Origin of the sequence: Polynucleobacter sp. JS-JIR-5-A7 (genome assembly GCF_018687935.1) — a bacterium.
Taxonomy (GTDB): Bacteria; Pseudomonadota; Gammaproteobacteria; order Burkholderiales; family Burkholderiaceae; genus Polynucleobacter.
In genome coordinates this window covers 818,605-842,263 of sequence record NZ_CP061308.1, presented here as the reverse complement: position 1 = coordinate 842,263, position 23,659 = coordinate 818,605, and the positions used below count along the sequence as shown (strand labels likewise).

Below are 23,659 nucleotides of genomic sequence, written 5' to 3'. Positions count from 1 at the left end.
AGTTGTCTATTTAAGCTGTTCGCAGAAAAAAGATTTGCTATTTCAGAAGTTAAATCGGCTTAGAACGGAAAAATTAACTCTTCCATGAAGTAGCGATAAAAATAGTTGGGCCCTAAAAAGCCAGCCGATTTTCCATAACCCGCCCTAGTCTTAAAGTAGAAGTTATTTGAAGCTACAGGACTAGTTGCTGCTAACTCATATAGCTGAGTAGTAGTACTGGAATCTTGACTCACCTTTTGCCGACCAACCCCTGCTGTACCACTCAGCATCCAGCCAGAGATTCTTTTTCTTGCGCCAAAAGCTACCATAGTTTCACTGTAATGATCTGGATTGAAATAGTTATTCGGCACTGTTGTGTTGCTATCCCGATATTGCCTATAGCGCAATTGTGCAGTTAAGCCGTAATCCGGCACTAAATCATAGATGAGCTTGGCACGAACCATAGGTCTTGTATTGGTGTCTGAGAAATACATATTACCAACCATCGCAGTCGCTGTGACACGCTCAATTACTTGCTGCTCGACACTAACAGCACCCATAGTGTAGTAGATGCCATTATTGAGAGAATTCTGTGTCTCAACGCGATCTCGGTTAATTATTAGTTCTGTCTTGGTAGAATCAGTCACCCTAAATCCGTAATTACTATCAGTGGTAATGAGTTTATGGCCATTCTCTAGGTTGTAGCCAAGATTAACGTTATAACCAAGTCCCGTTCTTGGGTTAATCGCTTTAGTGAGTATGGTGTACACCTCTGCTGAAGAATCCCAGCCACCTTGCGTAAAGTAATTATGTTGGTAGCTAATCCCAGTATATTTTTCACCATGCTCATAAAGCGGTAGTAAACCAGCATTGTATTTATAGGTAGAGAAGCCTTCACTATCTGAGGCAATATAAGTATTAGGAGCTGATATTGCCATCTTAGCTGAAGGCAACCCTTCAGCATTAGCAACAGAGATGATTAATAAGATACTTAAAGATGACTGGGCAACCATTACAAAAGATTTCATTTGGTTCCCCAAGATTTACGCAGCTTAAAAATTTCAGAAAAATAGCCGTACACACATGCAGGCTGCAAAATTAAGCCGTAGGCTAATACATAGAACATAAAACCTAAAATATTAGCCCTCACTTTAAGGTTCTGTTCGTTGAACATTGTCTTTCCCTTCAAATACATTTGCCAGTTAAGAAGAAATGCCATCGGCAAGAGAGACAAAGTCATCGGGCCAACAATCCAGTAAACACCAAAACAAGCCAATATAATTCCGGGTATAAATCCAAAGGTAAAGGCAATATCCATCAATGGAAATAAGGTGTTCCACCACACGTAAAGAGTTGAATATCTTGGCTTAAATAAGATAGATGGATTTTCTTTGAAAGCTTCAATTAAGCCTCTAGACCAACGGCGCCGTTGATGAATAAATTTACTTAAGGTATCTGGGCAATCCGTAAATGCTAGGGCATTCTCGGCATGCCCTACCCTATAGCCAGCAGCAAGGATTTTCCAGGTAAGCACAATATCCTCACCAACCATTTCAGGCCACCCACCCAAGTCCATCACTGTTTCTCGGTCATACAAAGAAAATGCGCCTTGGGCCACCAAGGTCCCCTGAAATAAGGACTGAATTCGCTTGATCGTAGCAATCCCCAAAAAATAATCCCACTCCTGCGCCTTGGTAATCCAATTTTCTCGAGAGTTTCTTATTAAGATCTCGCCAGCAACTGCTTTGGTATTCACAGGATCAGAAAGATAGCGACCAACCAGATTCCTCACTCCATCTTGCAGAATATAGCTATCTGCATCAATAGATATAATGATGTCTGTTTTGCATTCTCTTAAACCATGATTGAGTGCAGAAGCCTTACCCCCATTGTGACCTAAATCAATCAATTCTAAATTTTGATGCGAAGCCTGAAGATTGCGAACAGAATCAACGGTTTTATCACTTGAGCCATCATTAATAACAATAATGCGAATACTCTCTGGATAATCCTGTAAAAAAATTCCTGATAAGGTTGAGGCAATTGATTTTTCTTCGTTATACGCAGCGATCAATACCGTTACAGGTGGATACTTTTGCTGATCAATGACTTTTGGTCTTTTATCCAAGAATAAGGCAATCGATACAAAGGCATTCATAAATCCAGGAATGATGGCAATAAAAGTAATCAGGAAATAAGCAGATATGCTACCTATTTCATTACTAAGATCCGAATACCAGGGCTGGGAATACCAAAAGGAAAAACCCATCCAAGATAGGGCAAAAATGAGGGCTAAGAAAAACTTGCTCTTAACTGAAAAATACAAAAGTATTCCACCCAAAATTTATAATCATCGAGAATACTACTTTATGATCTTGTTTTGTCGTTTTAAACAATAAACCTCAGCCTGATTAAGCTGCTTGGGATTTGATAGCAAACCGTCCTAAAGCCGAACAAAAATTCCCTAAAGATGGTTTAAATGCTCTTTAAAGCCTAAAACAAAGGGTTATCGATTGCCTACGCAAAAAATAAGCCAGTATTACAAAAATATAAAACTATTTAATACATATATAAGCTAGTATCAATCTAGTAAGTATATGTATTGAGAAGCGGTGTTAAATATATGCAAAACACTTCAATTCTGATAGTCGATGATGCCCCTGCAAATCTTGAATTATTAAAAGCCCTGCTGGAAAGTCGTCACTATAAAGTCATAACAGCCTCTAGTGGTGCTCAAGCTCTTGCAGCAATTAAAGACTCGATACCAGATTTGGTAGTGCTCGATGTGATGATGCCAGAAATGTCAGGCTACGAGGTATGCCAAGCCATTCGGCAAGACCCAAAGACAATGTTATTGCCAGTGGTCATGCTATCAGCGCTAGATCCAGACCTTGAAAAGGTCAAGGGCTTAGAGGCTGGCGCAGATGACTTTTTAAGTAAACCAATTCGTCAAGCGGAATTGTTCGCCAAGATTAATTCCTTACTCAGAATTGCCAACATCCATAAAGAATCCGAAAAAAATCTAAATCTTTTGGAAACCCTGACCAAATACGATCCATTAACAAAATCCTTCAGTCGCACCGAAATCCTTCATCAACTCTCTATTGAGATTGATCGCTCACAAAGAAATAAACACTATTTATCTTTAATGGTCATGGATATTGATTACTTTAAAAATATAAATGATCAATATGGACATCAAGTAGGAGACGAAGTTTTAGTTAGCCTCGTGAGACATATCCACGCAACCCTGCGCTCTACTGATTCCATGGGCCGTATTGGTGGAGAAGAGTTTCTCATTCTTTTGCCAGAAACCAATATTGAGGGTGCAATAGAAATTGCTGAGCGCCTTAGATCTGATGTCGCTAAAGCAACATTTAAAACAAGCTTATCCATACCAATGCAAATTACGATGAGTATTGGATTAGCAATGCTCAATCCAAATCATCATCTAAATACAGCTCAAGATGTTCTACTTAGTGATCTAGTTAATCAGGCTGATATGTCCATGTATGCAGCGAAACAAAATGGTCGCAATCAAATTGCTGCCTAATTTTAATTTTTAAACAAAGAACGGATACGGCATGAAGCTTGGCACTATTTTAATAGTCGATGACACACCTGAAAATATCGATTTACTAAAAGCGGTATTGGAAAGTCACAGCTATGAAATCAAAACAGCCTCCAGCGGCCTCAAAGCACTTGCATCCATTAAAGAATCGATTCCTGATTTGGTAGTGCTCGATGTGATGATGCCGGAGATGTCTGGCTATGAGGTATGCCAAGCCATTCGACAAGACCCAACGACGATGTTACTGCCGGTAGTCATGCTATCAGCGCTCGATCCAGCCCTTGAAAAAGTCAAAGGTTTAGAGGCTGGAGCAGATGATTTTTTAGGTAAGCCCCTAAACCAAGCTGAATTATTTGCCAGGATTGACTCCTTACTGAGAATTTCTAATATCCGCAAAGAATTAGAGCAAAAAGTTGTACTACAGGGAAATGAAATTGAAAATTTGAATAACCTCAAGCTATCTTTGTCACCCGAAATCTCAGATATCATGGTTGATGAAAACCAAGTAAATACCGAGGAATCGCATCGGAGTGAGGTGACGATGGTTGTCATTGAGTTACACAACTTCGGTCAGTTTGTAACAGGTAGGCAAACCGAAGAAGTGGCAATCATTTTAAGTGAGGTGCATCAAGTTCTCGGTAAACTGATTGGTCAGTTTTTTGGTAAAGTTCAACGCTTCTCATGCGATGAATTCGTGATCCTTTTTAATGATCCTACCCCCATCGATAACCCCATGTTAAATGCAGCAAGTTTAGCCAAACGGTTTAATACTGCATTCACCAATCTCAAAATGCGCTGGGCTCAAAAGGGCTATAGTGAGCCTTTATTTTTGAGCATAGGTATAGCCACAGGTTATGCCACGCTAAAGATGACAAAAATTCATGATAAAGAGTTTTATACCGTACTTGGAGATGTCAGAGAATTTGCTTTGAAGTTATGCCATGAGGCAGAAGCAGGAGAAGTTCTGATCGATGCCCGTACCGCATCCAAATTAAAAATAGATTTAGCGCCTGTTCGTCAACGCTCAGTTTTTTTAGATGGTAGCCAAAAAATCGTGGATGCATTCAAAATTTAAAAATCAAATGTTCTGTTCTTGCCAACGACTTGCACATGAACGAATCGACTATTGATGCCAGAAAAACGTAAGGCTAGCCAATACTGATAAGGTCACCCTTTTGATTAAAACCCCTCATGGAGGCTCTCAGGGAATTTTTTGGGGCGAACGACGGGGCTCGAACCCGCGACAACCAGAATCACAATCTGGGACTCTACCAACTGAGCTACGTCCGCCGTTGTAGAAGAAGAAATTATATCCTTTTTAGGGGAAATACCGCTAAAACAGCCCTAATCTGCTGTTTCTAACTCAAAAGCAGCCCAATCGCCAAGGCATAAGCTGGCATCTAGAAAGAAATCTGCAATGGCTGCTTTGCTCTGCACTTTAGCTAAAGCATGATGATCCGAGAGGCGTTGACGCCAGTAGCGCGACCCCGCTCTGCCGTGAGCTAAACCCAAAATATGTCTTGTGAATGCGCCTATATAAAACGGTTTTTGTTTTGCTTGGCATTCCTCAAACCATGACTGTACTTGCCTTACCAGTGCAATCTGAATTCTATGCCATTCAGTTTCACTAAAGAGATAACCAGCGGCGTCTCCATTCGTATTTATCAGATCATCCCAACCCAACAACATTGCCGGGAAGTGATACGCCGCCCTACCCACCATGAAGCCATCAAAGTCATCCCAATGTCCGGCAATCTGTTCATTGGTTTCTAGACCGCCATTCAGCAAGACTTTAAGATCAGGAAATTGTTTTTGAGCATCCAATCTGAGTTTGGCAGCCACTTCATAATGTAGTGGTGGTTTGCTGCGATTCTCTTTGGGTGAAAGTCCCTTGAGTACCGCATTACGTGCATGAATGGTGACTTGACTCGCACCTGCGTCAGCTACTGCCAATATAAAATCTGAGGCAAATTGGTAATCTTTTTGTGAACTTGCTGCATCCATCGAATCCAAACCTAAACGATGCTTTACTGAGATCGGAATATCCACCGCGTTCTTCATTGCTTTAACGCACTCAGCCACTAAATTAGGCTCAGCCATCAAGCAAGCACCAAAAGCTCCGCGTTGCACTCGCTCTGAGGGACAACCGCAATTGAGATCAATCTCATCATAGCCCCACTGCTGTGCCAACTCAGCTGACCTTGCTAAATCATTAGGCTCTGAGCCACCTAACTGAAGTACCACTGGATGTTGATCCTGTGAATAATCCAAGTGACGTGGCACATCGCCATGCATCAGCGCTCCTGTTGTGACCATTTCGGTATATAAAACTGCCTCTTGAGTGAGCGTCCGATGAAAAGATCGGCAGTGACGATCAGTCCACTCCATCATGGGAGCAACTGCTAGGCGTTTTGGAATGTTGATCATTAACTTTAATTAAATGGCTATATTCTCGATTTTAAATGTATCAGGGCAGCCGAAGCTGCCCTAACTCTAAAATCCTTGCAGATTAGTTACAACTTATTTAGAAAGTTTTGCCTCTAACTCAACGGCCAAATCAAGAGCTCCCATGTAACCAGACTTGAGGTGAGCTGGTAAATCAGGGTCTCCAACCATGGCACCCAATGTTTCCACTAGACTAAAGACAATGCCCTTTGCCGCACCAATTGCAATCGACTGGTTGGCTACTGCTTCATCAATATGATTGACGGCATCTAGGAAATAATCGTGACCTGGCAGGCCATCAGGGCCTAACTCTGATTTTGATTCCGATTTTGATGCTTTTGTCATAACGCTCTCCACAATTGATAAAAAGTAACTAGCTCAGCATACCTCTAGTATGCGGAGAAATCATGTCAGCGTTTGATTTAAATCATCATCATGATTCAATTTTGACTACTTACTGAAGATTCTTAGCTTGTTTTCGTATTCAGCCAGTCCACGAGTACCTGCACTGCCTCGTTACTGGTACCAAGCCAGGCTTCTTGATCAACCCTGGGGTCACTAATCACACTGGTCAGTTTTGCACTCATAGCTATCTTCAAATCCTCTGGCGGCTTAACTCCCTTCCAAGCTAATAGCAAGGCATCAGTAAAGAGTGCTTTCACTTCAGGATAGCGAAATTGATTTTGTGCATCAATGCCCCAATCAAATGCCAAATGGATATAGTCTGTTTGCCGTCTTTTTTCTTTAGGAAATTTCAGCAATTCAATGAAGGCACTTTTAGCAAAGGGAGTGGTTGTAAATCCGGGCCAGAGATCAAATTGATTGATCCAACCCATTAATCCTCTTTTGGTTTTGAGGATCGACTCAGCTACCAAACGAGGACCATCAGCAGTATTAAAACAATTTAACTCATGCGCTAAGGATTTCAGTGGAGAGCCAGATTTAATGGCGCCGCTGGTAAAAAAAAGCTGCGCTGTTTGAGCCAGCTTTTCAAACACGGGATCATTTAGCTTAAAGTGATAGAGATAAACATAGAATAGGGGCTCAGCCCATTTCATCGCTCTTTTGGCAATCTTCAGAGAACGAGGAAGATGCATCTCGAAGTATTCGTTTAAATAATCAGCTCGGGTGGATAAGCTGCGCTCTGGCTCCAGCCAAATCGCATAGGGAAAATAACGCCAATAGCGTTGATCGACTTGATGGCCTGAGAGCTGCGCCAAGGAAAAACGAATAAAAGTGCGTTCACCCACTGCAAAAATATCGGGTGGCAGACCAATTCTTTCAATTGATATTTTTTGTGAAGCAATACTTTGAGCAGCGCTAGCTAGCAGAGGAAAATCTTCTGGTAACGCCGCTAAGTTCATTTTGGTAAAGCAATAGGCTTGGTATTGGAGCCAGGAGTAACAGTAGCTGCGGGCATGATGGGCGCTGTTTGAATTAGAGGAGCCGATGAACTGCTAGCAGCATCCAAAGCATCTCTCGCCGCTTTGCCTTTTTTAGAATCGGGTTTGAACGCCAAGATAAAGCGCAACTCTACCCGCCGGCTTTTTTCTGCATCTTCTAAACCAAAGCTTTTGACTACCCGCTTATCGGCATAAGAGCTAATACCAAAGACATCTAACTTACGTTCATTTTGATAGGACTGAGGCTTACCTTCAGTAAGAACCTCATATACTGCGCGCGCACGATCTAGGCCTAAGTGCCAATTGGTGTAATTGCCCTGTTGAAGTGGCTTAGAGTCAGTGTGCCCTTCAATGAAGATAGTTTCAATTTCGGCTTGTTCATCATTTGGTGGGCAGTCTAGTGGTCTAGCCGCTCTTTCAGAATGAACATAGCAAGGCAGAATCTTAATGAGGGACTCTCTAGCCTTTTTTAAGGTTTGAGTTGAATTGTCATTCAGGACAGCACTATTAAATCCAAACAAGGCATCTGCTGGTAGACCAATAACGCCTGATTGCGGATCAATCACCACATTCAAACCTGCTTCTTTAAACTTTTGCCCAATGATCAGCACAGCACTAGCCAGCGGATCATTCACACTCTCACCTCTTTGAATGGAATCTACTCTTTGAGAGAGCATCACTACCATGATGATGAACACAAACAATAGACCGATCATCAAATCACTCGCAGAGGCGAGATAACCCGCCTCTTCAACCCGTTCAGCTTGCTTATTATGACTAGATGGCAAAAAGATCATTGCGATACTCTAACTTTACTTTGACTTTATTTTGGATTTGATTAGGTTTTGGGCAAAGATTCAACAAAATCGTCCATCGTTTGCTCTAAGGTCGTAATGGTGGTGTGGATCGATGTAATAGCTTGGGCTAATTTTTCATCTAACTTAAAGTGCAGCTGCACTACCTTATTGGAATAATCTGATACTCCGCTAGTTAAATGATTGACGGTTTGATCAATCGAACTCTTAGTCGCCTCAAACTCGGTGCGCAAAGAACTGAGCGCTGCACGAGAAGCGTCAGTGCCTAGTTTAATTTCATTAACAGCATCTTTTAAGGCGCTCGACATCGCAGGAATACCCACCCCAAACTCTTTACTAATGACTTCTTGCGAGGCCACTGTGCCATCTAAACTGCGGGCTATTAAACCAAGAGACTCTGTGCTCGACTGAATTTTTTTCACAAAAGAGTCAACATTTACAATGACTTTATCAATACCGTTTACCGAACCGATTAATCCACCCAAGACAAACTCTAATTTGGTAGCCCCTTCACTGGTGAACTCTTTTGCTCTTTGCAAACCAGACTCTAAGCCAAGCATGGTTTCATTGGTCTTGGTAACCGTTTTTTCGAGGGCATTAATGGCGCTTCCAAAAGAATCGCCAGCCTGGGCAAGGGAGACTCCAGCGCCTACCCCAGCAGTATTGAGTTTTTCAGTCACTTCAACCAGGGTTTTTCTGAACTGCTCCATCTCTTTTGCAGAGTCACCCTTAATCGCCTCTAAGAATTTCTCCATAATATTTTTCAGAGCTTCTTCATTAATGCGACTAATCCGCTCCGTTAAGTTATCAAATGCGTCAATTAGCTTGACACTGAGATCGTTAAATAAAGGCTCGAGTGCATTACCGATTGCCTTGGAGATCGAGAGTGCAAAATCTGTTTCAAAACGTTTTAATTGATTTACTTGTTCACGGTTTTGCTGCAGCATTTCATGGAACATGCCTAGCTGTGCTTGAATGACTGCTTGCGGGGCATTATCAGGAACGATTGTTCTAAGCTGAGTTTGCAAATCATCAATGGACGCTTCTAACTTTTCCAGCATGAGCTTGGCAGCCCAGTTCCAGACTAAGGAAGACAGCAAGCCGGCAATCGAGGTAATGAATTTTCCACCAGCTGTGGCAATCAAGCCCTTGAGCGCTGCATCACGAGATTCTTGATTGCCTGTCATTGCCTGACCTGCATCATTTAATGCTAATGCCAGGAATATGAAGGTAAACATCAAGCCCACACCAATCAAAATATTGGGCATGGTTTCATAGAGCGAGAGATTAATTTTTCCCGCTAGGATGTTTCTGGCCGTCCAAATATCTGAGTAGGGTTTCAGGCAGTATTGCTTAGGCCCCAAATCCCCCCGAATCGTAATGAGATTTCTTTGGCTCTCTTGGAGTAAATCGATGATGCGCGTATTGCTTGTCGACCCAATAGCTGTTGTGAAAATATCCCCGCCGGTGGCATCCTTGCCATTAAGCCCACCAGCAAGATCTTTAATTTCAGCGCTAGATTGAGAAATAACCTTTGACCAAGACCAATACAAAAAGGCAGCGATGAGAAGAATTCCAATTGCAATGCCAATGGGGAGGTATAGATTGACTGGTGTTTGCATGTTTTAGCAGAAATAAAAAGAATCAGAAGATGTTAATGGATTAAATATCGGGGCAGTCTGGGGCTCAAATGGCAAGGGATTGCGCATCAACTTCCCTTGCAAACACGCTTCATTACAACCAGACCAAGGGTGCCTTCGGCTACGGGCGCAAACGGATATGGGTGCTTATCTTGATAAACCATATTGCCCTCCCCCATTGACTCAGAAAACCATTTAGTCGAAAGCGCTCTTTGGAGGTCTTTTTTGCAGTTGTACTCAATGTAAGTTCTAAAAGATTGATAGGAATACTTGTCTTTATCGACAACTAATTCCTTAGCTTCATTGACTAATACTTTGACCTTGACTAGGCCTTTATTTCTTTGAATAGCCTGAGCATCAATGTAAACAGAAATATCTTGATTGGCGGTCACCTTAGTCCAGTCAGCGTAGGCTAGGCCAGTAGACATCATCAATACAAGCAACAAAAATCGTTTAATCACGTGCCAACCCTTCGCAGAAAAGACTCTCTAATGTATTGAGGATACTTAGCATGATTTTTTACTTAAGAGATATTCAAGTAGGGATTGAGAAACCAATATCCAAATCCCAGCGCCGCAATCAACAGTAATGTAAAGACGGCGATCTTAAAAAATGATTTAGATGGAGTAGTTTTGGGCACCTCAATGCCTTGGATTGGCAATTGCGCAGAGGTTTGCTTGCCAATGATCTTTTGAATCAAGCTAGGTTTTTCAAATTTAAGCTCATTGATCATTTTTTGAGCCAACATAGCTTCAATCTCTTTAAGATCTTTTTGCTCTTGGAGTGTTTGTTCATCTTCTAGCACTGCTTGGCTTGCATCAAATGCTTGATCTTCAGGTAGCCCCAGAATTTTGGCAACCTTTTGAGCGCTCGAATACTTGATGAGCGGTGAATAAAATGCGCCCTGCTCTTTACCTTCAATTTGACGAATTTGACTATTCGACAGAATGGCTTTTTTTGCTAACTCCTCGACCGACAAGCCCAGCGTTTCTCTAGCATCCTTAAAACGCTCTCCCAGGATTTTGGGCAATGGATTTTTCTGCTTGTCGGACAACAAAATCTCCTTAAAGGGTTAGCAAATCATCGATTGCTTGCCCAACAACGCCATCGCTAAATCAACTGATGTCGAAACATATTTTTAGCAATCATGACCATCAATAGTGGATATGGAAAACCGGATCCTGCTGCACATTGCCCATAACAATCATGAACTTAGGATAGTGTATACACTAATTGTCACAATGCAAGTATTTCAATTAGATGACAATTTTTAGGCTTAGCATGAGTGATCGGGCGCTCAAGAGCCTCACAGCTCTTGGCTTGATTCCTCAAGCACCGAATTGGCGTTTTCCCAAACATCCTCTTCAGGTGCAAACTGGGTTTGGGAGACGAAGTTCTTAATTGCCAATAATGAATCTTGGGCAACATCATCCAAGGTCACCGTCTTTAACTCATCGGCGCATAGGTGGCGACATTTTTCCAGATCACCCACTTCTGCCGCTTCAGCTAGAGAGAGCAATTGACCCAAAATACCCGAGCGATCAACAATGGCGTCTACGACCACACCGGGAAGATTGAAGTGCGATAGCAACTCACGGGCTGACTCATCAAACAGGTTATCAATTAAGGATAAGCCACCTACCAAGAAGGCTAAATCGCTAGAACCTAAACCGCCACCTGCTCCCAACTTAGTCGATAGAGATTCCATAAAGAAAGCTCGCACACAAACCAGTTGCAACAAAGGCGTAGCATCCAAAGCTACCTTGGCTTTAGCATCCGCATAAAGCAAAAGCTGCGTCCAGCGAGTAATCCGCTTGACGCCAGAGATCACAGCAGCGTCTCGGATATTTTCAGGCTTATCGCGCTTACGACGCGAGTCAATCTCAGCAATTACCATCAGATGCTTAGAAACAACTGGGTTAGCCTCAATTGCAGTCACCAAGTCTTTTAACTCTGGAGAAGAAAGCAACAAGGTCAACAGCTGTAATAACTTGCGATACTCCTCACCTCGATGCAAAGAAAGCTCGGGATCGGGCTTAACGAAGTAGAAACCTTCGAATGCATCACAACCTACATCACGCGCCTGATGAAATTCTTCTGGCTCATGAACGTTCACTGCAATAATTTGTAATACATTGGTAGCACCCTTGGACTTTTCATCGCGCGGCAGTGGAATGCCTTTGCAGTAATCAATCAGACTGGATGGCTTAGCGACTTTTTGTAGATCCAATTTGATATAACGAAATTTGGGCAATATGTCATCAAGGCCATCAAAGACTTCGGTCAGTCCCGTTAATACGAATTTATAGCCAGCACTTCTCAGTCGCTCAAGCTTTTGCAAAATTTCAGGAACGGGGGGCTCGCCAGAATCATCAAGATCTTTCTTGGCCTCAGGATCTTCTACAGCTTCTGCAGCCTGACTTGCTTCTGTCTTGATTGCCTCTAAGATCTCTGCAAGATGAATTTGCAGCGGAAACTTAATCGCCGGAAAACCTCTGAGTTCATCACCTAGTTGATCGACGCGAATATCAATAAAACCTAAATGCTGACCTAGAGATTGGGTGACACCCTTAGTCTTGAGGGAATAAAAGATTTCGGGGAGAGTGACCTGGGTCACCTCTTTGCCATCGTCATCTCTCAGGTTGGCGTCAGTCACCTCTTCTGGGTAACTTACTTCGGCTTTGGGGTCCTCAGCTAAGCGTTTAGCAATTTGTGCCAATATCTCATTACGATCATTCAGCCGTTTAGCCTTGAGTGTAGTGCCTGGTCGAAAGAAAAGCTCATACCCAATAATCGCTTGTTCCCTGCTGATAATAGGTTCGCGTCCAAGATAAGGATTTTCAGGCACAATTTTCTCCGGCCCTTTAGGAGCCTGAATCGGTTCAGATTGCGCTTTTTTCTTGAAGAGTGCCATAACTAAAGTAATAAAAACGAGTAAAGCATTAACCTCATTTTTACCACAATTGGCTCATAATTTAGCCGTTTATCTGCACTAAATCCGAACCCTTTTCCTCTTTGAGGTCATATCCAGATTGGCTTGATACCCTCTTCCAGGGAATGGCTTGGACCCAAATCAAAGATGAGGACTACATTGATCATAAAATACAGAATAAAATATTTTGAAGTATCCAATTCTTCAATTGAATGAGAGCGCCTCAATGAAAAAATTAGTCATCATCATGCTGTGTTGTTTTAGTTCTGTAGCTATGGCTAATTGGTTAGAACTGGGTAGCAACGATACCGCCGTGATCAAGATCGATACCAGCACGATTAAACGTAACCCCTACTCCATTCAAGCTTGGGTTTTATACGACCTTAAGAAACCACAACAAATCTTTGAAGGCGATAGAGATTTTTATTCTGGGGTAGCGCTTTACGAATATGACTGCACAGAAAATAAAGCCCGTTTTCTAGAAAAATATGCCTATACCGAAAAGAATGGGGAAGGTGATCGCATCTTTTCATCTAACAAACCAGAAAATTGGATCAGCATTCCACCCAATGTATTAAATTTCAAAGCGTTTACTTATTTGTGCAGACCTAAATAAGCTAGCAAGTTTGTTTAGACATTCTTTATTTACGACGCTCTTGGACCAATACCAGGTCAAAACTAAAGCTTGATCCCTGCCCTTCAATACTGTGGATATTGAGCTTACTACCCATCAGCTCCAAAATACGATTGCCAATCGTCAAGCCCAAGCCCGTACCTCCAAAGCGCCGAGAGATTGATCCGTCGGCTTGAGCAAATGGCTCAAGTACTTTTTGTTGAGCCTCTTGTGAAATACCAATCCCGCTATCTTTGACGGTAAAGCGCAAAGTCAATGTGGAATTCTCTAGCTTAAGCGTCTGAATCGATAGATCTACTGAACCTTGCTCAGTAAACTTGATTGCGTTACCAACCAGATTATTAACTACAAGACTGAGATTAAAAAAATCACCAATCAATTGTGTTTTAGGTTCTAAGTTGCAAATAAGATTCAATTGCAAGCCCTTAGCCTTTGCACTTTCTAAAAATAAAGCACGCACCCTAGTAAAGAGGTCTTCAATGGTGAATGGCGCAGTATTAATATGCGCCTTATCAGCTTCTAATTTAGAGAAATCCAGAATGTCGTTCACAATCTCAAGGAGTAACTTGGCTGAAGATTCAATGCCTTGCAAATACTCTCGAACTACCGGGCTTAAGGGCTCATACAAGGCCAAAGCAGATAAGCCAATAATCCCCGTCATAGGAGTGCGAATCTCATGAGACATGTTCATTAAAAACTGGGTTTTGATATTGAGTGCAGACTCAGCGTCGGTCTTTGCCTGCACTAGCTCAGTAATTTCCCAATTAGTGCCGACCATTCGCAGGGGTTTATTATCAGCATCTCTTTCTACAAGTGCTAAACCACGAATAAAGTGGATGCTACCGTTGGGCCAAATCGTTCTAAATTGAGTATTAAATTCACTAGCCCCTTCAAGAGCTTTGGTAATTGCCGACTCCGCACTCTCCCTATCATCCCGGTGAAGCCTTTCAGCCCAATCAGCATAAGTACCCGTAAACTGATCCCGAGTAATGCCGTAGAGCTTGAGCATTTGCCCGTCCCAAACCAAGCGATTATTAAAGAAGTCGTAATCCCAAATACCGACACCACCCGCACGAGCTGCTAGCTCTAAGCGATTCTTGGTTTCAAAAATAATCTTTTCGGATACTTTGCGCTCTGTGATATCACGCTGAATCGAAACCCAATGGGTAAACCAACCGGATTCATTAGCAATCGGAAAAATATTGAGCTCTTGCCAGAACTCTTCACCATTTTTTCTGTAATTTAAGATTTCTTCACGAATATGCTTCCACTCTCCCAGAGCTTTAAAAATTCTGTTTTTGGTCTCCGGGTCAGATCTTGGCCCTTGAAGCATGCGAGGATTTTTTCCTAACACTTCGTGTGGCGCATAACCTGTTTCGCGTACAAAAGCTTCATTCACATACACAATGCGCGGCTCTTGATCGTCAGTGGGAATATCTGTAATCACGACAATATCATTCGTATTCGCAATCACGACGCCAGCCAACCTGACAAATTCCTCGCGATCAACAATAGAAAAAGAGGGATCCTCGAGTAACTTCGCCGCTTGATTGCTAATATCGGGAGAATGATTGGAGCTAGTCATAAGGTCGAATTATAGATTTACCCACCGATTTGGCAAAACCTTATTCTAGAGCAGAAATTCTGGCAAATGAAATGTATAACTTAAGCAAGCGAATTTTGCAGCGTAGATGAAATAGTATTGAGAAACTCTTTAAATCCGATAGGTTTTTCAATCAGGCTATTAAAACCAGAATCGATGATTGCCTGCTTGTCATCTTGCATCACTGAAGCTGTAAAAGCAACAACGGGGATAGCGGCATAACGAGCATCAGCACGCATCCATTTCAAACAATCAAAACCACTCATACCTGGTAGTTGGATATCCATCAACACCAAATCTGGGCGCTGCTTTTCAAGCTGTGCTTGCAGGTCCTCGCCACACTCAATTTCACTAGTCTCATATCCAGAGGACTGCAAAATATCTTTGGCCAAGGTTAAATTGAGAGGGCTATCATCCACAATCAATACATGCTTCATTCAGAAACTCCCGACTCTACCTTGGGGATGAAGAAGGTAAAGCTTGCACCTTCTCCTAATACAGAGTCCAGCTTGAGCCAACCATTTTGGAGATGAATGAGACGCTTCACGATCGCTAAGCCAAGACCGGTACCTTCCATCTTTCTGGTGTAGTCATTTTCAACCTGCTTAAATTCTTCGAAGATCTTTTCCTGGTCCTTAGGATCAATACCAATACCTGAGTCCTTGACAACAATCTTGATGCCGGCATCAGTAGATTCAGCTCGTACAGTAATGTCGCCACCCTCAGGCGTAAATTTGACAGCATTGGTCAGTAAGTTGAGCAAGATTTGCTTCATCTTGCGCTCATCTGCATAAACAAGATTTTCACCCTCGCTAATGAAGACATTTAGCTTTAACTTGTTCTTCTTTACTCGCTCTGAGACTATAGCCACGCAAGATTGAATCGTTTTATTGAGCGAGAAGATCTCTCGAAACACTTCTACTTCACCGGATTCAATTTTAGATAAGTCGAGAATATCGTTAATTAAATCGAGCAGATGTTTGCCGGAATTAAAAATATTCTTTACATATTCTGACTGCTTGGTATTGAGTTCACCAAAAATCTTTTCTTTCAGAAGTTCTGAGAAACCAATAATAGAATTCAGAGGTGTTCTAAGTTCATGCGACATATTGGCTAAGAATTCAGACTTATGCCGATTGGCACTATCTAATAAAAGATTGCTTTCTTGTAAGCGAATTTGTTTATCCTCGAGCTCTTGAGTACGCTCACGTACTTTGTGATCTAAATCCCGATTCTGCTTCTCAATAATTTCATTGGACTCTCTCAAGGCACTTTCAGCCTTACTAATTTGTAGTAACTCATTATGAATTTGCTCATTGCGATTCAGAATCATTTTGATGAAAATGAATAGCAAGACTAAATTGAGAATAGCAATGAACCAAATTGCAGAAAGTGCTCTCAGCCAAGTCTTCAGAAAAATATTGTCAGCAACTACTGGAGTAACGATGAAGGGGAAATTAGCCACTCGTCTTGGAGCTACGATGCGTGTATCTGAAAGATTTTCCTGAATGGCTCTTGGAGAATTTACTTCTGCAACTGCATGATCAATTTTCGGATCCGACAGTAGTTTATAAGTACTGCCAGTCAAAATCTTTTTACCGATTAAATCATCCTTGAATGGATATGCCGTCATTAAGGAAAAATCATCCCGATACAATGAAACAGAAGCGCCATCGCCTAGATTGCTAATCACCTTTTTGTAAAATTCAGAAAAGTTTTCGGCTGACACGCCAACCTGCAAGGTGCCTAAAAAATCACCGCTAGGGGTTTGCAATCTTTTAGCAAGATAAAACACCCACTTACCAGTGCCTTTATTTTTGACAGGTAGACTGAAGTAAATTTTCCCTGCGGTATGATCTCTTTGCTCCTGAAAATAATCACGCTCAGATAAATTAATCGGAGGGGGCGGATAAGATCTCGAGAAGTTCACTAAACGACCATCATCGAGCGCAATAGACGCCACATCAATTAAGGGATTGGAGCCAATCTTTTCAGAAAGCAGTAAATGAACCGATTTCTGTGCAGCATATTGCTTAAATGTTGCTTCATTGGAAAAGCTACTTTGCGGTAAGGCACTGTAAATACTATTGAGAGCGACTTCTGCAGAAATAAACGTTTGCGCAGCATGCTCAGACAAGGTGAGAGAGATATTATCGGTCTGCTGCTTCCAATCAGATTCAGCATTGAACTTCAGATAAAAACTAGCAGCAATCGCTATTGCAATAACCAATAGGCCTAACGCAACGCCAGAGGCAATAATGACTGAACGGTTATTTTTCAATTGGGCGGCTGCAATCTGGGGAAATATTCTCAAGCTCTAGCGCACTAATTGCCAAAATAGGCTATGAGTTCTTGCTCTACTACCAGCGCAAGATCTTTGAGATGCTCTTGCTCTTTTTCGGAAAAGGTTCTCGGCTCAGTATCAATAATGCAAAGCGTGCCAGCAGCAAGACCGCCAGGAAGATAAAGCGGGATACCAGCGTAGAAACGAATAAATGGCTTGCCAACGACCAATGGATTATCTTTAAAACGACTATCCTCTAGCGCGTTAGGAATGAGAAAAATACCCTCACCTAAAATTGCATGGCCACAAAAGGAAATATCCCGTGGAGTTTCTGAGGCATCCAAGCCGCAGCTAGACTTAAACCACTGCCGATCTTTATCAACCAATGAAACCAGTGCGATAGGCACATTAAATACTGAGCGCGCTAATTTAGTAACTCGGTCAAAACGCTCTTCAGGTTCAGTATCCAAAATTTCAAGCTGACGCAATCCAGCCAGTCTTTCTGACTCATTTTTTGGATTTTCAGGTGTCTGCACCAATTACTCCTAATGAGATAAATTGCAAAAGATGGCTACTGAGAAATTTTGAACGCTTCAATAGACTTATCAATATCTTTAAACATAATAGATCCGCGGGGTTTAGCACCAGAATCTGCATTTAAGCGGGACTGGGTGCGCATATCCAAGAGGATTTCACCAGCCTTGGCTTCGCGACACAAGCGAGAAACGATTTCAGTGACAGCCCCAATCGCGGTATAGTCTTCACGACCCTCAAAACCCATCATACCCAAAGTTGCAAAACCAGTAGCAACACCAACTCCCAGTGATAAGGCTGGGTTATAGCCCTTTTGGCCCCATCGTACTTTGAGGTTAGCAAAAGCGGTTTGAAAGCGTTTAGCGAGATTGATAGCCTGCATCGGAGCGTTATCAACTGGAATGGGATCGTTGAAAAAGATGACGATTTCATCGCAGGAAAAACGCTGTACGGTGCCATTAAATTGACTAATGAGCTTACCTAGGATTTGATGAAACTCACTCAAAATAATCATCACTTCCTCTGGCTCTCTATCCATTACTAAGTTACCAAAGCCACGCAACTCAAAAAAGGCAATAGTAATTTCTTTGCGATGGGGCTGCAGCAGATCCTCTTGCTTGTCAGAAACTATTTTGGTAGCGACATCAGTAGGTAAAGATCGCTTCAGCTTATTGAGGCTTTCAATTTCTTGAACTTGTTGTGCAACCTTTTTTTCTAAATCTTGATTCAGTTGCAGCAGTTCTCTATTTTTATCGGCGATCTCTTTTTGTAAGCCAGCGATCCGTAACAATGAATCTACACGGGCTAACAATTCTGCTTGATTGATGGGCTTACTTAAAAAGTCATCGGCACCTGCCTCCAAACCTTTGACTTTCTCTGTTGTGGGATCAAGCGCTGTCAGCATCACCACTGGCAACAATGCAGTTTGTGGTTTGTTACGAATAGCTTGGCACACTTCATATCCGGACATCTCTGGCATCATGACATCGAGTACCACGAGGTCGGGAATGGATTCTTCTATTAACTTGAGAGCCTCTGCACCACTAGAGGCTGTTTTGACAGCATAGTCACGACTCTCCAATACAGCCTTTAGTAAATCAATATTTTCAGCGGTATCATCAACAATTAGAATATTGGTAGGTTTCATAGCTTAGTGACTGATTTATATAGGTATTTAGATGGTGTGAGGGCTCATTTTCTGCGCCAATCTATTATATTATCTTTACATTGCCTTGATGCCGTTTTGAGGCTGCCCTATGCAAGTTACTGGAGATCACATGCAAAAAGTATTTACCATCCGCGCAGAATGGGACAGCGATGCCAGCATTTGGTCGGCCACCTCCGATGATGTGGTGGGATTAGCAACCGAAGCTGATTCAATTGAAGTCCTTTTTAATAAGCTCTCTTCCATGCTTCCAGAATTAATGCTCTTAAATAAACTGACGGATCAAGCTGAAATTGTGTATGAAGTGCTGGCCCGTAAATGTGCTACGGCTTACATTCCAACTGAGGCGTAATCATGGCTAAAGTCATCGGATCCTATCGGGGAAACTCTTTTTCTACAGATTTAGTTGCAATACTCAAAGAGGCTGGCTGCCACTATCATGCGCCAGCTCACAGAGGGAATCACGATATTTGGTTTTCACCAGTAACCAGTGTCTACTTCCCCTTAGATAGCAAAATACTCTCGCACCATACTGCTAATGCGGTTTTGAAGATTGCTGGCCTGCCCGAACAATTTGAGGCCCATCAAGATGAAGATGTTGAAGATAAGACTGAGTAACTAAATCAATAGTTCTTGTGCATCAAAAATTTTGGATGCAAATTATCTAAAAATCGCTAGCAAGGAGGATGCCGCGTTATTCATCTGCGAGATCACCTGAAAATCTAGACTTTGTTGCGTGCTTAAAGCCTGCAAACTAGCTTGCAAGGCAGTCAAATCAATATTCTGAATATCATCCACTGTTTTCTGTGAACTGGTGACCAATTTAGCACTCTTATCTAGTGCGCTATTGAGATCTGTACTAGCAGCCGACAAAGATGCTTGGGTAGAAGAGATTTGTGAAATAAATTGATTGATCAAGGCGATTGCTTTGGGTGCATTGGCTTGCCCAGAAACCATCTGACTGGCAGTCACGGTTGCCATTGGTCCATAGGAGGTTCCCGTTAAGGTCAAAGTACTTCCGGTACTGACTCCAGTAAAACCACCTACGAATGTGCCACTGAAGGCTCCAAGATTTGAGCCTGGCTCTCTACCCGCAGTAATTTTGCTAGCAAATAATGAAGCGACTTCAGAGGGCGTTAAGTTTGTATTAGCAGTCAGCGTCAGACCACCAATTGTTGCACTATCACCCGCATTGAGATCATACAAGGTGACCGTCTGAACGGCACGAACACCTAATACGCCATTAGAACCAGCAGCTTGCGTAGTGACATTTGAAGAAGTTAAGGCAACTCTAGCAGTCACACTACCACTCACGCTCACCGTACTCATTGGGCCATAAGAGGTACCTGTTAATGTCAATGCATTGCTTGAGCTGGTGCCATTAAAACCTGTCAATGAACCCGTAAAAGATCCTTCGCCATTCAGGGGATCATGGGGACTTGAAGCAGCAGTCTTATCTGCAAACATTTGCGCAACTTCTGTTGCAGTCAAATCTTTAGCAGCAGTAAATGTCAACCCGCCAATAGTTGCAACATCGCCAGTGTTTAATGCATTCAGGCTCACTGTTTGCTGTGCGTAGACACCAGAGGTTCCAGCAAAACCAGTAACTACAGTTGTAACGTTAGAGGATGATAAGTAAGCGTTATTAGACGGGATACTGCTCGAACTTCCACTAGCTGATATTGCACTCTGTGGCCCGTAATAAGAACCAGTAATTGATAAAGCACCGCTTGATATAGACCCTGGGGTAAAGGAAGCTGAAAATGAACCGCTGAAATATCCGCCTGTAGGTGAGCTAGTATTGCTACTCATTCGCGCAGAGAAATTATTTGCTACGGTAGCTGCATTTACAAACGTATTGGCATGAAAGGTAAGGCCACCAACAGTAACGCTCTCGCTAGAAAACAGATCATGAAACTGCACAGTTTGTTGAGCATAGGCCCCGGCTTGGCTATCAGTTCCAACGGAAATGGTCGTTACATCAGACGCGCTTAAAGCAGTATTTCCACTACCTCCGGATACAGTTCCAGATGCGGGTAATAAATCCCTAGGGCCTGGACTAGAAGCATTTGCAGAAAGTTGTCCAAGGGTTACGTTGTAGTTATTTAAAGAGAATTGCGAGCCATAAGTAAAACTAGTACCGCTAAAGGAGCCAGCACTTGAAGGCGGATCTGAGTTGTATTGCTGTTTATTTAAAAATGCAATCGCCACATCTCTTGCCGTCATACTTGAATTTGCGGTAAGAGTGAGACCCCCTAAAGTTTCAGTCTCGCCAGCAGACAAGGCTCGCATCTGAATCAACTGCTGGGCATAGTTGCCTGAGCTTGAGTAGTTACCTGTTACAGAAATAGAGACATCTGAGGACTGAGTAATGGTTGCACTTACAGTTCTACCACTAACCTCCATTGTTCTCGTACCAAATGAAGTTCCATTTAGAGATAGATTTCCCATGCCAGATGATGTTGCAGTAAACCCACCCGAGAACGCATTCAAAAATGTACCTGAAGAACTATTTGTATTTGAATTAATTTTAGCTGCAAAAAGATCAGCAACTTGAGTTGCCGTTACATTAGAGCTCGCTGTAAATGTCAGGCCTCCAACCGTAGCAGTTTCACCTGCTGCAAGGGAATGCAATACAACAGAAAACTGGGCAGCTGAAGAAGGACCTCCGGGAGCAATAATGGTTATGTCACTAGCACTCAATGCGGGCCTAATAGCGGAAGACAAGGTAGAACTTACGACAATTGCACTCATCGGCCCTACTGCGTTTCCATTCAAAGTCACAGTACCATTACTATTGTCAACGGCGCTAAAACCACCTATGAAGCTATTATTAAAATAGCCTCCTGTAGGAGAACTACTAGGGTTATTAATTTTTTGCGCAAAGACTGCTGCTACTTCGGCTGTCGTCAAACCAGTATTGGCAGTAAATCTTAAACCACCAAGAGTAGCAGTATCTCCAGGCGCCATAGCATTCAAGCTAATGGTTTGTTGGGCATAAGAAGGTGCTACATAGGTCACCCCTGTTCGGGTGCTAGCTACATTCGCAGAGGTGATTGCGGTAGTTGTACTTGCAATATTGCCGCTAACCGAAATCGAGTTTGGCCCAGTTGCTGTTGCAGTAAAGATCACTGCATTACTAGAACCGGGGCTCGCTAAGTTATAACCACCTTGAAAGCTATTAGTAAAGTTGCCAGCAGCGCTATTGCTACTATTTGTAATCTTTTGATAAAAAATACTGGCAACCTGAGACGCTGTTAAATCACTATTTGCAGTAAAAGTTAACCCACCTACAGTTGCACTATCACCTCTCGCTAAGTCATTAAAGCTGATAGTTTGCTGCGCATTGGTAGGTGCTACATAAGTCACCCCAGAGATGTTGCTAGTAATATTGCTGCTGGTGATTGGGGATGTAGCGCTGGTAATGTTACCGCTAACAGATACTGGGGCTCGATAGCCTAGAGGATTACTCGTAAATCTCACTGAACCATTGGTAAGATCAGTAGCGTCAAAGCCACCTATAAAACTATTCGCGAAATTGCCGCCTGTTGGAGTGCTACTAGGGGTATTGATCTTTTGCGCAAAGGCTGCTGCCACTTGCGCTGCACTTAAATCACTAGTGGCAGTGAATGTTAAACCGCCTACAGTTGCACTATCACCTCTCGCTAAACCATTAAAGCTGATAGTTTGCTGCGCATTGGTAGGTGCTACGTAAGTCACCCCAGAGATGTTGCTAGTGATATTGCTGCTGGTGATTGGGGATGTAGCGCTGGTAATGTTGCCGCTAACAGAAATAGATTGTGGTCCAGTGATAGATCCAGTGAAGATCACCGTGCCACTGCCATTATCAGATGCAGTAAAGCTGCCTGTGAAGCTATTTGTAAAAGTACCGTATGCAGAGGTACCACCAGGGGTATTTACTTTTTGAGCAAAAACGGTTGCCACTTGTGCTGCTGTTAAGTCCCTATTGGCAGTAAATGTTAAGCCACCAATGGCTGCACTATCGCCATTAGCTAAGCCATTAAAGCTAATGGTTTGTTGTGCACTTGTAGGATTGCTGACAGTAGGTACGCCATCTACTACCGTAGTGGGAGTTAAATTTTGAGAAGCAACTGCAAAAGTAATCGCATTTAGAGCTGTTTGCAAACGGGTGATATCAATGCCCTGAATTAAAGTGGTTTGGTTATTCACACCATCGGTGCCGCTGACTACCGATAAAGTCTGATTACCAGTGAGTAAATTATTGCCGTTCAAACTGGTCGTAGCAGCAATTTGCCCAATTTGTCTATTGAGGCTAGCAAATTGAGTAAACAAATTGGTCTGATCAACTGAGTTAAATAAGCCATTAGATACTTGAGTAGCCAAACTCTGCATTTGCGCCAGAATCGATGAAATTGAACTTAAGCCTGTTTGCGTAATATCGATGATGTTGTTGGCGTTAGTGATATTGCCTTGAACAGCGTCTTGGCTAGTGGCCTGATTAGATAATCTAGCAACGACACTAGCTTGTTGCTTAGATAGTGGCTGCTTGCCATCAGCAATCTGCGTATGCGTAGCTTCAAGACGTGCCTGAACATCATTGACTGCACTTTGCAGGCTTGATGCTAAGGTTGTGATCGAATTATTCATACGAACTAAAAAACACAATAAAATT

Annotated in this window: 21 protein-coding genes and 1 tRNA gene; 5 read left to right on the top strand and 17 right to left on the bottom strand. The window is 42.5% G+C overall.

The annotated features are described in order from the left end of the window. Nucleotides 1–59: 59 nt before the first annotated feature. Nucleotides 60–1,007, bottom strand: coding sequence for a hypothetical protein (locus tag AOC29_RS04340; RefSeq protein WP_215296816.1), 948 nt, complete (start codon nucleotides 1,005–1,007; stop codon nucleotides 60–62). Beyond that, the gene (locus AOC29_RS04335; RefSeq protein ID WP_251370065.1) at nucleotides 1,004–2,305 is read right to left on the bottom strand and encodes a glycosyltransferase family 2 protein; all 1,302 of its coding nucleotides are present in this window, start codon (nucleotides 2,303–2,305) and stop codon (nucleotides 1,004–1,006) included. Before AOC29_RS04335 ends, AOC29_RS04340 begins: the two co-directional genes overlap by 4 nt. A gap of 297 nt (nucleotides 2,306–2,602) precedes the next feature. Here AOC29_RS04335 and AOC29_RS04330 point away from each other — a divergent pair, with 297 nt between their 5' ends. Both AOC29_RS04330 and AOC29_RS04325 read left to right on the top strand, forming a co-directional pair. Continuing rightward, entirely contained in the window at nucleotides 2,603–3,532 is a 930-nt protein-coding gene (locus tag AOC29_RS04330; RefSeq protein ID WP_215296814.1) for a diguanylate cyclase, read from the top strand. A 31-nt stretch (nucleotides 3,533–3,563) separates the two neighbouring features. Continuing rightward, on the top strand, nucleotides 3,564–4,625 hold the full coding sequence (locus AOC29_RS04325; protein ID WP_215296812.1) for a response regulator: 1,062 nt from the start codon (nucleotides 3,564–3,566) through the stop codon (nucleotides 4,623–4,625). 139 nt (nucleotides 4,626–4,764) lie between these two features. Here the strand turns inward: AOC29_RS04325 and AOC29_RS04320 are convergent. From AOC29_RS04320 to AOC29_RS04280, 9 genes are all read right to left on the bottom strand, one after another. Continuing rightward, a tRNA-His gene (locus AOC29_RS04320) sits at nucleotides 4,765–4,840 on the bottom strand. 54 nt (nucleotides 4,841–4,894) lie between these two features. Beyond that, the gene (gene dusA, locus AOC29_RS04315; protein ID WP_215296810.1) at nucleotides 4,895–5,977 is read right to left on the bottom strand and encodes a tRNA dihydrouridine(20/20a) synthase DusA; all 1,083 of its coding nucleotides are present in this window, start codon (nucleotides 5,975–5,977) and stop codon (nucleotides 4,895–4,897) included. A 93-nt stretch (nucleotides 5,978–6,070) separates the two neighbouring features. Continuing rightward, nucleotides 6,071–6,340: a hypothetical protein gene (locus tag AOC29_RS04310; protein ID WP_215296808.1), complete on the bottom strand. Its 270-nt coding sequence runs from the start codon at nucleotides 6,338–6,340 to the stop codon at nucleotides 6,071–6,073. 122 nt (nucleotides 6,341–6,462) lie between these two features. Continuing rightward, a complete protein-coding gene (locus AOC29_RS04305) occupies nucleotides 6,463–7,359 on the bottom strand; it encodes an EH signature domain-containing protein (protein WP_215296806.1) in 897 nt (298 codons plus the stop codon). Beyond that, nucleotides 7,356–8,195, bottom strand: coding sequence for an OmpA family protein (locus tag AOC29_RS04300; protein WP_215296804.1), 840 nt, complete (start codon nucleotides 8,193–8,195; stop codon nucleotides 7,356–7,358). Before AOC29_RS04300 ends, AOC29_RS04305 begins: the two co-directional genes overlap by 4 nt. A gap of 41 nt (nucleotides 8,196–8,236) precedes the next feature. Further along, complete coding sequence (locus tag AOC29_RS04295; RefSeq protein ID WP_215296802.1) at nucleotides 8,237–9,835, bottom strand: hypothetical protein; 1,599 nt, start codon at nucleotides 9,833–9,835, stop codon at nucleotides 8,237–8,239. A gap of 86 nt (nucleotides 9,836–9,921) precedes the next feature. Further along, nucleotides 9,922–10,314 carry a surface-adhesin E family protein gene (locus tag AOC29_RS04290; RefSeq protein ID WP_215296800.1) on the bottom strand — a complete coding sequence of 131 codons (393 nt, stop codon included), beginning with the start codon at nucleotides 10,312–10,314 and terminating at the stop codon, nucleotides 9,922–9,924. 62 nt (nucleotides 10,315–10,376) lie between these two features. After that, a complete protein-coding gene (locus tag AOC29_RS04285) occupies nucleotides 10,377–10,907 on the bottom strand; it encodes a helix-turn-helix domain-containing protein (RefSeq protein WP_215296798.1) in 531 nt (176 codons plus the stop codon). A gap of 252 nt (nucleotides 10,908–11,159) precedes the next feature. After that, nucleotides 11,160–12,767 (bottom strand): EAL and HDOD domain-containing protein, encoded by a 1,608-nt coding sequence (locus AOC29_RS04280; protein WP_215296796.1) that lies wholly within the window; start codon nucleotides 12,765–12,767, stop codon nucleotides 11,160–11,162. 244 nt (nucleotides 12,768–13,011) lie between these two features. Between AOC29_RS04280 and AOC29_RS04275 the strand changes: the two genes are divergently transcribed. Beyond that, nucleotides 13,012–13,401, top strand: coding sequence for a surface-adhesin E family protein (locus AOC29_RS04275; RefSeq protein WP_215296795.1), 390 nt, complete (start codon nucleotides 13,012–13,014; stop codon nucleotides 13,399–13,401). Between the two features lie 25 nt (nucleotides 13,402–13,426). Here AOC29_RS04275 and AOC29_RS04270 read toward each other — a convergent pair whose 3' ends face one another. The 5 genes from AOC29_RS04270 to AOC29_RS04250 form a co-directional block, all read right to left on the bottom strand. Then, nucleotides 13,427–15,004, bottom strand: a complete 1,578-nt coding sequence (locus AOC29_RS04270; RefSeq protein WP_215296793.1) for a PAS domain-containing protein — start codon at nucleotides 15,002–15,004, stop codon at nucleotides 13,427–13,429. A gap of 80 nt (nucleotides 15,005–15,084) precedes the next feature. Beyond that, nucleotides 15,085–15,459: a response regulator gene (locus AOC29_RS04265; protein WP_215296792.1), complete on the bottom strand. Its 375-nt coding sequence runs from the start codon at nucleotides 15,457–15,459 to the stop codon at nucleotides 15,085–15,087. Further along, nucleotides 15,456–17,336: an ATP-binding protein gene (locus AOC29_RS04260; RefSeq protein ID WP_215296791.1), complete on the bottom strand. Its 1,881-nt coding sequence runs from the start codon at nucleotides 17,334–17,336 to the stop codon at nucleotides 15,456–15,458. Before AOC29_RS04260 ends, AOC29_RS04265 begins: the two co-directional genes overlap by 4 nt. An 11-nt stretch (nucleotides 17,337–17,347) precedes the next feature. Then, on the bottom strand, nucleotides 17,348–17,842 hold the full coding sequence (locus AOC29_RS04255; RefSeq protein WP_215296790.1) for a GAF domain-containing protein: 495 nt from the start codon (nucleotides 17,840–17,842) through the stop codon (nucleotides 17,348–17,350). A 35-nt stretch (nucleotides 17,843–17,877) separates the two neighbouring features. Continuing rightward, nucleotides 17,878–18,987, bottom strand: coding sequence for a response regulator (locus tag AOC29_RS04250; protein ID WP_215296789.1), 1,110 nt, complete (start codon nucleotides 18,985–18,987; stop codon nucleotides 17,878–17,880). A 130-nt stretch (nucleotides 18,988–19,117) separates the two neighbouring features. On the opposite strand from AOC29_RS04250, the gene AOC29_RS04245 reads away from it, so the two are divergent. Both AOC29_RS04245 and AOC29_RS04240 read left to right on the top strand, forming a co-directional pair. Continuing rightward, a complete protein-coding gene (locus tag AOC29_RS04245) occupies nucleotides 19,118–19,357 on the top strand; it encodes a DUF1902 domain-containing protein (protein ID WP_215296787.1) in 240 nt (79 codons plus the stop codon). A gap of 2 nt (nucleotides 19,358–19,359) precedes the next feature. Beyond that, nucleotides 19,360–19,623 carry a hypothetical protein gene (locus AOC29_RS04240; RefSeq protein ID WP_215296786.1) on the top strand — a complete coding sequence of 88 codons (264 nt, stop codon included), beginning with the start codon at nucleotides 19,360–19,362 and terminating at the stop codon, nucleotides 19,621–19,623. Nucleotides 19,624–19,665: 42 nt separating this feature from the next. On the opposite strand, the gene AOC29_RS04235 is transcribed toward AOC29_RS04240, so the two are convergent. Beyond that, nucleotides 19,666–23,634, bottom strand: a complete 3,969-nt coding sequence (locus AOC29_RS04235; RefSeq protein ID WP_215296785.1) for a hypothetical protein — start codon at nucleotides 23,632–23,634, stop codon at nucleotides 19,666–19,668. Nucleotides 23,635–23,659 lie beyond the last annotated feature (25 nt).